The organism is Salegentibacter sp. UBA1130, assembly GCF_002311535.1.
GTDB lineage: Bacteria > Bacteroidota > Bacteroidia > Flavobacteriales > Flavobacteriaceae > Salegentibacter > Salegentibacter agarivorans.
Genome location: NZ_DCAP01000042.1, coordinates 140,382 through 148,331, shown reverse-complemented (window position 1 = coordinate 148,331; position 7,950 = coordinate 140,382). Strand labels below are relative to the sequence as shown.

At 40.4% G+C, this 7,950-nt stretch carries 9 protein-coding genes and 1 pseudogene; 4 read left to right on the top strand and 6 right to left on the bottom strand.

What is annotated here, in order from left to right; translation table 11 throughout:
* Positions 1-13 precede the first annotated feature (13 nt).
* The 4 genes from B4F31_RS18055 (at position 14) to B4F31_RS18120 (ending at position 3,573) form a co-directional block, all read left to right on the top strand.
* Complete coding sequence (locus tag B4F31_RS18055; protein ID WP_286761876.1) at positions 14-1,447, top strand: type IV secretory system conjugative DNA transfer family protein; 1,434 nt, start codon at positions 14-16, stop codon at positions 1,445-1,447.
* A gap of 103 nt (positions 1,448-1,550) precedes the next feature.
* Positions 1,551-2,276: a DUF6088 family protein gene (locus B4F31_RS18050; protein WP_208225760.1), complete on the top strand. Its 726-nt coding sequence runs from the start codon at positions 1,551-1,553 to the stop codon at positions 2,274-2,276.
* A complete protein-coding gene (locus B4F31_RS18045) occupies positions 2,276-3,253 on the top strand; it encodes a nucleotidyl transferase AbiEii/AbiGii toxin family protein (RefSeq protein WP_208225759.1) in 978 nt (325 codons plus the stop codon). Before B4F31_RS18050 ends, B4F31_RS18045 begins: the two co-directional genes overlap by 1 nt.
* 239 nt (positions 3,254-3,492) lie before the next feature.
* Entirely contained in the window at positions 3,493-3,573 is an 81-nt protein-coding gene (locus B4F31_RS18120; RefSeq protein WP_349254648.1) for a hypothetical protein, read from the top strand.
* A gap of 29 nt (positions 3,574-3,602) precedes the next feature.
* Here the strand turns inward: B4F31_RS18120 and B4F31_RS18040 are convergent, their stop codons facing one another.
* The 6 genes and pseudogenes from B4F31_RS18040 to B4F31_RS18015 form a co-directional block, all read right to left on the bottom strand.
* The gene (locus B4F31_RS18040; protein WP_208225758.1) at positions 3,603-4,436 is read right to left on the bottom strand and encodes a DUF4138 domain-containing protein; all 834 of its coding nucleotides are present in this window, start codon (positions 4,434-4,436) and stop codon (positions 3,603-3,605) included.
* 10 nt (positions 4,437-4,446) lie between these two features.
* A complete protein-coding gene (gene traM, locus B4F31_RS18035; RefSeq protein ID WP_208225757.1) occupies positions 4,447-5,433 on the bottom strand; it encodes a conjugative transposon protein TraM in 987 nt (328 codons plus the stop codon).
* A gap of 11 nt (positions 5,434-5,444) precedes the next feature.
* Positions 5,445-6,059, bottom strand: a complete 615-nt coding sequence (locus B4F31_RS18030; RefSeq protein ID WP_208225756.1) for a conjugal transfer protein TraK — start codon at positions 6,057-6,059, stop codon at positions 5,445-5,447.
* Positions 6,060-6,134: 75 nt separating this feature from the next.
* Positions 6,135-6,977 (bottom strand): hypothetical protein, encoded by an 843-nt coding sequence (locus B4F31_RS18025; RefSeq protein WP_208225860.1) that lies wholly within the window; start codon positions 6,975-6,977, stop codon positions 6,135-6,137.
* 2 nt (positions 6,978-6,979) lie between these two features.
* Positions 6,980-7,561 (bottom strand): conjugal transfer protein, encoded by a 582-nt coding sequence (locus B4F31_RS18020; protein ID WP_208225755.1) that lies wholly within the window; start codon positions 7,559-7,561, stop codon positions 6,980-6,982.
* A gap of 29 nt (positions 7,562-7,590) precedes the next feature.
* Positions 7,591-7,950 (bottom strand): annotated as a pseudogene (locus B4F31_RS18015) (TraG family conjugative transposon ATPase); the annotation flags it as partial.

Sequence of the window (7,950 nt, the reverse complement as noted above, 5' to 3'; positions counted from 1 at the left end):
GGATAACCAGTGGATTCCGGCTTTGTTATTCCTGGGTTGTCCGTTGCTCCTGATCAATACCCTGATGTATGTCTTTTTGCATAAAGGTCAGGATAATAAAAAGATCGATAAAAAATACCAGGTCGGTTTTGCAACCACCAAAGGAAAATTTAAACTTGAAAATATTAAACGGGGTGCTTCCGTTATTGGCTCTGCCGGAAGCGGGAAGACCGAAAGCGTAGTATATGGTTTTTTAAAGCATTTTCAACAGGAAAATTTTTGTGGAGTGATCCACGACTATAAAGATTTTGAGCTTACCGAAATGGCCTACCCGCTTTTTAAAGACCGGGAAATTCCCTTTAAGATTATTTCCTTTGATAAAATCCTCCATCGGGTGAATCCCATCGCTCCACGATACCTGGAAAATGAGGAAAGCGTCAATGAAGTCTCCCGGGTACTGGTGGAAAACCTATTGGAACAACGAGAGTCAGGTACCTCGGGGACTACAAAATTTTTTAATGATGCCGCGGAAGGACTAATCGGAGGACTGATCTGGAAATTAAAAACCGATTATCCGAAGTTTTGTACCCTCCCGCACCTTATCGCTATCTACCAATACCTGGATACCGATAGCCTGATCCAGTTTTTGGAAACCAATACCACCTCTCGAGCTATGGCCGATGCCTTTATCAGTGGGAAGGATTCTGAGCGGCAAACGGCCGGGGTAAAAAGTACCCTGGCCAATGCCCTTAAAAGGATCAGTACCCAACAGATCTTTATGGTCCTTTCTAAAGATGAAGTTCCGCTTCATATTAATAGTGAGCAAAACCCTTCGGTTATTTCCGTGGTCAATAATCCCAAATACGAAGCTTCCTACTCCCCGGTCATAGCCACTATTATCCATACCATCACTAAACAAATGAGTGAGCGTAACTCTAAAGCTTCTTTCCTGCTGATGGAAGAGGCGCCAACACTTCGTTTGCTGAATATGCACCGCATTCCTGCCACTCTAAGGAGTTATGATATCGCTACTATTTATGTAATGCAGGATAAGATCCAAAACGATATGATGTATGGGGATAAAGCCAGTAAGGCTATTTTAAGTAACTTGTCTTACCAGTTCTTTGGAAAGGTAAATGACCCCGACACCGCTAAATACTACGAGCGCTTTTTTGAAATTGTGAAAAAGCCCACGACCAGTGTAAACCGTGGGTACAGCCTTGATTTTGATACGAGGGTAACCACCGGGGAGAAGGAAATCCCAAAAATCCGAGCCGATGTTTTCTTTCGGTTAAAACAAGGAGAGTTTATAACCTATGCAGACGGGAAGGATAAAAAAGTACAGTTTAAATTGCAGAAGATTTACCGCGATCTACCTGCAGCTAATGATCAAAAACCTTATTCTAAAGCTGATTTGAAAGCTAATTTTGAAAGGGTGTATAAGGAAGCCAAATCGATATTTGAGTAAGCTGAAAATAGTTATTAATTATCATTTCATTTTTGGTAGATGTCAAGTAAATACTGTAAAAAACTTGACAATTTATAGATCAATTCACTATCTTTGCCATACTATGAATATTGCGACATCCATAAAGTTTCAAGTAGATCGTATAAATACCGGGAAGGTATTTACCTATGATAGCCTATCCATTTCCCAGAATGAATTCTCTGCTGCTGCAAAAGCTTTAAGTAGGATGGCTGCCAGGGGTGTGATTAAAAGATATAAAAAAGGGATGTATTATAAGCCCAAACAAACTATTTTTGGGGAAATAAAACCAAGTGAGGAAGAATTACTTAAAAGTTATCTTTTTGAAAATGGTGAGCCAATTGCATACATAACAGGCACTCGGTTATATAATGAACTTGGCCTTACTACTCAAATCCCTACAACGCTAAGAGTCGCCAGTTGGGATAAGATGATAAAAACCAAGATTGGAAACCTTGTTGTAAAGCCTGCTAAAAGTTATGCACCTGTTTCCAAAGGAAATATTCCTTTCTTGCAATTACTTGACGTAATGAAAGATTTTAAGAAAATTCCGGATCTGGATATAAAGAAAGGGGTTGATTTTTTAAAGAAAAAAATCAAAGGGCTTTCTAACACGGAGAGAATGCAACTAGTTGATCTTGCTAAATCCTATCCTCCCAAGGTGAGGGCATTTTTAGGAGCTCTTCTTGAAGCACTCTCATTTAACGAGGTGGGGGAACCGCTTAAAAACACTATTAATTATTTAAGTAGTTATGAATTCGGAATATCCGAAAATATATTGTCCACCATTTCAAACTGGAAGATCTCCTGATGAATTTACATAATTATAAAACTGCATTTCAGGGAGCTATTGTTGCTACTGCCCAACACTTTGGGATTTCTGAAATCTATGTAGAAAAGGACTATTGGGTTACTTTAGCACTTAAAGAGATTTTTACCAATAAATCAACCAGGGAGCTTGCCGTTTTTAAAGGTGGAACATCCCTTTCTAAATGCTTCAGGATTATTGAGCGCTTTTCCGAAGATATCGATTTGGTCGTTATAAAAGAGGAGGGGGAAACCGATAATTCCCTAAAACGAAAACTCAAAAAAGTCACTGCTGCACTGGAACCGGTTATGACTGTTATTCCCGACCATCCTTTAGAAAACAAACGAGGCAAAATTAGAAAAGTGGTTTATGGTTATGATAAAGTAGGCGTGGAGGGTGCCTTCGGCCAGATCCGGGATCATATTGTAGTGGAAGCTTCAAGTTTTGGGAAATCCCATCCTTCAGAAATAGTCAGTGTCCATTCTATGATTACGGCCTTTATTGCCACGACTAATAATGTAGATCTTATCAATGCGTACCACCTTGAACCTTTTAAGGTTACGGTATTAAGTATAGAACGTACCTTTTGTGAAAAAATAATAAGCCTGGTCCGGTTTTCCTATACCGAAGACCCTCTGGAAGATTTAAAAGATAAGGTTCGCCATACTTATGATTTGCATCAACTGCTGCAACAAGATAAAATCTCTTCGTTTTTGCAATCTGATGATTTTGAAAAAATGCTGCTGCAAGTAGGTAAAGATGATGATAAGGCCATTCCCAAGGATAAGGAGTGGTTACTGAAACATCCGTCCCAGTCCCTGTTCTTTAGTCAAACAGAGATGGTTTGGAAATCCTTGAGCAAAACCTATTCTGGTTCATTTAGGGAGCTGCTAACCGGAGATCTTCCTGAAGAGGGGAAGGTATTAAAATCCATGATGAGGATTTCCGTAAGGCTAAAGGAAGTGAAATGGGAAATTTAAAACTACCTCCGTTCAAACAAGCCAACAACTAGTTAATATTTAAATTAACAACCTATGTGCTAATCCGGTAACCAAATTACCCTGCAAGAGACCCCGCAAGTCACCCCGCATGTTCAGGATCTCTTAAATGTAATTAATGGTGAAGATAGCAGAAGTGAGTTTCAATACCATTAAGGACTTTCCGATAGAGAAAAATTTAGAAAAATTTATTTGCAACTTGCCCTTGCCGAAGGATTGAAATGACCATTCCCGAGAAACCACAAAGTAGTAAACAGGGTTATAGGCTGACTGTCAGGGGTGCAAAAGCCACAAAAATTTAAAATTTTAAAGTCGGAATTTTTCAATATTATCAATTAGGATCATTAATAAACCGATGGGAAATCTTTAATTTCAAATTCCGTTCTCCGTCTTTTTCATTAAGCTCTAATATCGCCCTCCTTTCTTTAGACAAGGAAAATTTTGGCAGTACATAAACCATTCTTACAGTTTGATTTTTTCCAATCTTGGCCGGCACATTGTATTTAAAAACCGGATCCTGGTATAAACGCTGCAGGGATTTCTTCTTTCCCTTTTTGCGCATTTCAATGGCCAATTTTAAAAAGTTAAGATCATAATCCAGGCTGGATCTATTCTCAATTTCGATCACAAAATAGAGCTGCTTCTTATTAAAAACAATATTCTCAACACTTAAAATAATACCCGTCTTGCGTTTTTTTATGCGGCCTATGCGTTGCTTTTTACTCAGCAGGTAGCTGCAGAATCTGCGGTAATGATCTTCCTTCTTGTTTAAGTTCTTTTGCGGTTTTTTGTCCCTAACTGAATCCTTGACAACTGGCTTTTCCTTTCCAATACTTTCCGCTTCAGGGATAAAATAGTTCAGCCTGGAAAGTTGTTCTTTATACTTCAAAATATAGGAGAAGACAGCTCCATCGGCTCCGATAACCAATAAGTTACTTTCCTTGCCGGGTTTGGCCTGCAGGAGCCCAAAGTGCTGCTGCTTATCCCGGTTATAGGTAAAAACAAAATGCGCTGCTCCAGTAAGCCCCTGGCTAATCGCTTCGGGAAAAAATAGCGCAACATTTTTATGATCGTTGGCGTAGATAGTGTCCAGTTTTTCCTGGGTTTGTGCACTGGTGAAAATAAAAACCAGTAGAGCAGCCTTGGTTAAAATATACTTTTTCATAATGATTGTTTTATTGGTTAGCCATTCCCCAGTTTGATTCAGGTCTGCTGGCTTTGAGAATTAATTTGTAATTATTTAGAATGGTCACTTTTACGTTGCGGTTATTTCGGCGAAATACTTTGCTTATCCCGGTGACCTGGGGTACACTTGGGATATTAATATCACCGATTACATCATCCAGGACTTCCGTAGTTACTTCCGCCCGGAAATTATTCTCGATGTAGATACCTTCGCTACCATCTTCAAGGTCAAAGGCTTTTAGGCTAGTTTGATGCTTATTGATATTTTCAATCTCAATCAGGACACGATTAGGCTGAAAACTCACAAAGCCGAAAACCGGGGTGTTTTTGGGGATAAATTTGTCACCAATACTGGCAGGCTGGGCAAGCCGCATTCGAAGCCTGGAATTGGCTTTGACTACCTGGGTGCCATCGATCACCACTTTAATTTCCTTATCGGTAGTACTTGTTATACGATCCTTAGCTTCTTTGGGAGCAGATGCAAAGAATAATTGATGTTCCAAACCCATTTCTTTGGCTTCGATTTCTCGCTTTTCTTCAATTTCCGCAGTATCTACTTTTGGTACTGTTTTTATTAGGCTCGGGCTGCTATTCTCCGGAGGGCTGGTTAGCCGGGTTTGTGTAAGGTTTGCAATTTGTGCTTGCCGGGCTTTTCCCAATTCATAAATACTATCGATCTTGCGCTCTTTTTCTTTTTCCAAAAGCTCGGTGTCGTAATAGCCTAAAGAGTCCAAAAACGTTTCATCATAAATACTTGGTGCATTCTTATCCCGAACTTCTTTGAGGTTATCAATAGCCTCCAGTTTAGAATCATAGGTTTGCTGGCTTTCTTCTTCAAGGGCTGGGATTTCCGTTTGCCTGAGGTTTTCCTGTTGCTCTTCATCCTCCCCGGTGATCATTATGGTATAGGTGACAAGAAAAATCACAATGACCACCAGGACGCTAATGAATACGATTTTGTTCTTTTCAATTTTCATCCGCTTAAATTTTAATTTTGTGAGGGTACTTTTCTTAAACTGTTTTCGAAATAATCCGTGATGAGAAGTCCGTGTGGATTATGAGGGAAGTGACGATCTACGATGAGCAGTTTTCCCGTGCTAACCAGTTGGTAGGTATCGACAATGCTGCCGCGGTTGATTTCAAAAATAACAGTGGTTTTAAAACCATAGGAACCTTCCTTTTCTTCAAGCTGTGAATCGATCGTTAATACCTTTTGAACCAGCGAGTACTGCAATAAGCGGTTGTAAACCCCTTCGGCCTTTTTCTGCCTGTATAGGTTGTCTACCGAACTATTGCCAAGCCATAATGCTTTTTCCAGGTTTTTCTTAAAGCTATTGGCATCAATATTATAGAAGTAGGTGTGAAACAGCTCCAGGTGGGCAAGGGCCTCCACCTGGAAGTTTTCTTTTTGAGTAACCAGTTTTAATGGAATTATACTGCCATCGGTATTGATTGCAAAAGCGCTATTTAGCGCATTATTCCGTGTGGAGATGGCCATCCAAATGGCAAAGACACTGCAAAGCATCGAGCAGAGCACTACAGCCAGCACGATAAAGCGGTTGAGCTTTAATATCGAATAGATATCTTTATATGGTGTTTTCATTTTGAACTAATTTTTATGACTAAATTGGTTATAACGAAGCTTATTAAGAGATCCAGGTTAAATGGCTTTTATGCCTCAAGTGGTGAACAGTCTCAGGGTAAATGAAATGGCCCGCCGGTAGAGTTTGAATTTTAAAAACACGATAAAAACTATCGAACCCATTTCTACAACCGGTGCAAAAAAACCACTCCCGTAATCCGTCCCGAATAGGTTTTCCCAAAAATTGGTGTTGATTTCCGTATAAAGGGCATTGATAAATACATTAACCAGGAAGAATGCAGGCACCAGCATATATACTGCGGCATACAGCCTGAAAAAACCATAGGCCATCGAGCGAAACTTTTCAAATACCGCCAGGCTTAGTACCAGCGGAAAAAAAGCCTGCATAATACCCAAGAGGAAATAACGTTCCGCCAGGAACAAGGGATAAATGAATAAATCCAGAATCCATAGAAACAGGCTAATTAAAAATGCAAAGGTTTTAAAGCCATATAGTGGTGTGACTAAGGCCTCATAGAGTAAAGCCATAGCTTTACGCATTGCTCCCATAGGGGAGACATCTTCTTCTATAGGAATCTCTTGCATTTGGAGTGGCAATAGGGCAGGGGCAGTATCGCGATATTGGTTTTCAATGGCCACAAGAATATTGTCAAAGAATCCCAGGATCTGCGTTGAAAAAATAACCAGCAGAACTACCGCAAAGTTTTTCGCCAAATCACCGGGGGAAAGCCCCCAGGTATAGCCCTGCCTATCGGCTACCCCTTCATTATACTTTTTAAGGATATTAACCAAAAAGAAGAGCACCGCCAGAGTTTTCATACCTACGATTGTATACTGAGAAAATTCGCTCTCCTGGATGGTTTGGAAAACGCTGTCGATATATTCGACACCTACGGCCAATATGATCATTCCTTCCATCATTAAAAGCCCGTTTCCCGGTTATTGATCTTATCCTGCATTTCCCGAAAAGAAATGATCTCGCGGTAACGCTTGGTCTTCAGCCGCACATCTGTGACCATTTCTTTAGACTCGAGTTCTTTTTGTTTTAAAACTTCGGCCCGCTCGGCATCACTCATTTTTAAATGATCACTTGATAAGATTTCATCGATAAAGCTTGCGGTCTCCAGGGAGTTTTCTACGACGGCACTGAAAGATTCGGTGACCCTACTTACTTCTTCTGGTTTGATGTAAGGGGAATTCAAAATATCCCGAAGGTCATCCTGCATCACCGCAATAAGGCGTTGGTTGTTACGACCTATCTCACGAACGGCCTTTAAATCCTGCACTACGCTATTGACCTTCTCAATACGCTCTTTCTGTGCCTTTAAAAAGTTGACGGTCTTGACAAGATTAGCGGTTTGCTTGGCCGATTCAACCAGGGATTTAACCAGGCTGACAAAGTTCGTATTATCATACACCGGCATCCCCTGGCAGGCAGCGCCTGCAGGCAAGCATAAAGCAAGGGCTATTGTAAATACTAAAGTTTTGTGTTTATTTTTCAAATCAAAGTGTTTTAAATTGTGATGTGCGCTTAGGGCTGTTTGATAAATTCCTTGATAGCCTTTTCCATATTTTTGGTCTTTTTATAAATGGCCATTATGGCCTCGTTTTCGGTTCCGTCGGTGAGATAGGCAGCATAAACTTCGGGTGGTACTTCAAGGCGGAAAATGTTACTTTGTTTACCGATCTTGATGAAGATCTCGGTGTACTTGCGCTTGCCGGTCAAATTATTCCTGATCGATTTCAACTGGTTGAGATCGTGACTGGAGAGGCTCAAGCGCCTGGCCAGTTCTTCATAACCTTTTTCATTATTTAGGCTGTAAATCACTTGGGTGTTTTCCAGGATGCTTGAGGAAGTTGCATTATTAGGAAGCTGATTTATGGATTGTAA